The 2355-nt window shown below is 44.0% G+C and carries 1 protein-coding gene and 1 pseudogene; both read right to left on the bottom strand.

Annotation, left to right across the window (positions count from 1 at the left end; all coding sequences use genetic code 11):
• Positions 1-390: 390 nt before the first annotated feature.
• Positions 391-1492 (bottom strand): annotated as a pseudogene (locus ACH6EH_RS20080) (IS256 family transposase); the annotation flags it as partial.
• Positions 1493-1513: 21 nt separating this feature from the next.
• Positions 1514-2355 (bottom strand): IS3 family transposase (locus ACH6EH_RS20085; RefSeq protein ID WP_397333581.1); only part of this gene is annotated, 842 nt, incomplete at its 5' end.

Here is a 2355-nt window from a genome sequence, read left to right on the forward strand (position 1 = left end):
GCCAAGCCGGCTCAATTCTATACGCATTCTGTTGAACAAATCGCGTCTTAAATCACAAGATCTCACAAGACAAGGAGGATTAACTTATTTCTCGGAAATTCATGTCTTGACAATGGGGGGCATTACAATATTGCCGGCTCACTTTTTAAAATTCCTTAAAAACTCCATTTGTATAAAGTTGAATCGGCGTCCATATACGACGTTTGTCTAAGTCGTTATATATAACGCATCGAAATTGCATTAGTTGGTTTATTTTTAAAAATAAATACAATAAAGTTTGTAATTTTTATGTAGAAAGCAGGCAAATCATCACTAACTAAATTTGTATATACCATTTCAAGAGGTAGCGTCAAGAATAAATAGAAAAACCTTGTCTTGTAGATGTCGCGTTTAATCTGTGGTTGTGAACATAGCCTGTAGTTCAGCCCGAGCCTGGTCAAAGCCGGTATGGCATCGGGTTGCGAAACGTTGGTTGTAGCCCTCAAACTGTGCAACCAAAAACTTCTCCAACGCTTCCTCGTGCGGGAATTGCTCTTTTCGCTTGGTGTATTTCTTAATCTGTTTGTTAAACGACTCGATGAGATTCGTAGAGTAAATACTTCTCCAGATGGACTCTGGAAAGCTGTAGAACGTGAAGATATAGGGGTTTTCCTGCAGAGATTTCACAACCTTGGGATAGCTGGATTTCCACTTGGTACAAAGCTCATCTAGAGCGGTCTTTCCTTGTTCTTCGTTCTCTGCACGGTACACGGCTTTAAAATCATTGCAGATCTCAAGCCGGTCCGTTACACGTACTTTGTGGGCTATGCTGCGTGAAACATGGACGCAGCAAGACTGGTACTTCGCCCGAGGATAAACTTGTTCCAATGGCAGACACAATGCCCTTTAAACCATCGGAAATAAAGAGCAGAACCTCTTCGGTGCCGCGTGCTTTCACGTCTTGAAGCAATTCATTCCATATGTAAGCAGACTCTGTCGGAGCGATGGTGTACGCTAACACCTCTTTAGAGCCGTCCTCACGAATGCCCACGGCTAGATAGATGGCTTCTTTCGAGACCGTTACCCGTTTCACAGCCACATAAGTGGCATCGATATACACGCAAACATAACGTTTAGCCAGCTGGCGTGTCGTGAAGGCATCGACATGTTCAACCATGGTTTTGGTCATATTTGATACGGTTTGCGGCGTAAAGTGATGCCCATACATTTTCTCAATGAGGTCAGCAATCTCCGTCATCGTCACACCTTTCTGGAACATGTGAATGACGAAGGCCTCCAGCGTGTCATTGGAGCGCTTGTACGGAGCAACGGTTTGCTGTTTAAACTCTCCATTTCGATCTCGGGGAATGTTGAGTTTCAGATCTCCATATTCGGTGTGCAGCGTGCGTGTGTAGCTGCCGTTCCGAGAGTTCCCTGAGTTTACACCTGCACGGTCATATTTCTCATCATCTAAAAATGCGGTAAGCTCAGTTTCTAACAACCGATTCATAGCCATTGGACTGTCAACAGTAAATCAGACAACTTTTTTAAGGGCCGCAGCTTTATACTGAACGGGCGTCATGTAACCTAGTGAACCATGTACCCGGTGTTTGTTAAACCAGTTCACATAATCATATAATTCTAGCTTTAAATGGTTAAGACTCTGGAACGACATCTGGTTAATGAATTCGGTTTTCATTGCTTTGTAAGTCGCTTCAGCAACGGCGTTGTCGTAAGGACAGCCCTTCATACTGAGCGAACGACCGATGTCAAAGGTCTTTAACAACGTATCCATGGCCTGGTTTTTAAACTCACTTCCACGATCCGTGTGGAACCACTGAATGTCGCTTAAATCGCCTTCTACTGTGGCAAAGGCGCGGGAAACTAGAGCAGCGTCCTTACGCGGACCTGCACTGTGCCCAATAATTTCTCTGTTGAATAAGTCGACCAGCACACAAATGTAATGCCACTTGTGCCCGACTTTTACATACGTCAGATCGCTGACGACAAAGCGTTTTGCTTCTGTTTGGTTGAACTCACGTTTCAATACGTTGGCTGTGTTTGAATCATTACAAGCCGTTCTATGCGGCTTATACTGAGCAATCGTGTACGTGGACACAAGACCTTGCTCTTTCATAATCCGCCCAATACGGCGTCTGGAAACCGTGTATCCTAGCTCCTGTAGTTTCGTTTTAATCTTCCGTGTCCCATAGACTTTGCGGTTGCTTTGAAAGATCGCTACGATCGCTTTCGTAAGGATGCTCTCGTCTTCGCTTTCTTTCTCGCTTACGTCATAGTAAAAGGTGCTTTTAGGGATTTGTAGGACGTTACACATTGCTGATACCGAGTATTTATCACTATTTTGTTTAATGATGT

It is taken from the genome of Paenibacillus sp. JSM ZJ436 (genome assembly GCF_044383795.1).
Classification (GTDB): domain Bacteria; phylum Bacillota; class Bacilli; order Paenibacillales; family Paenibacillaceae; genus Paenibacillus_AQ; species Paenibacillus_AQ algicola.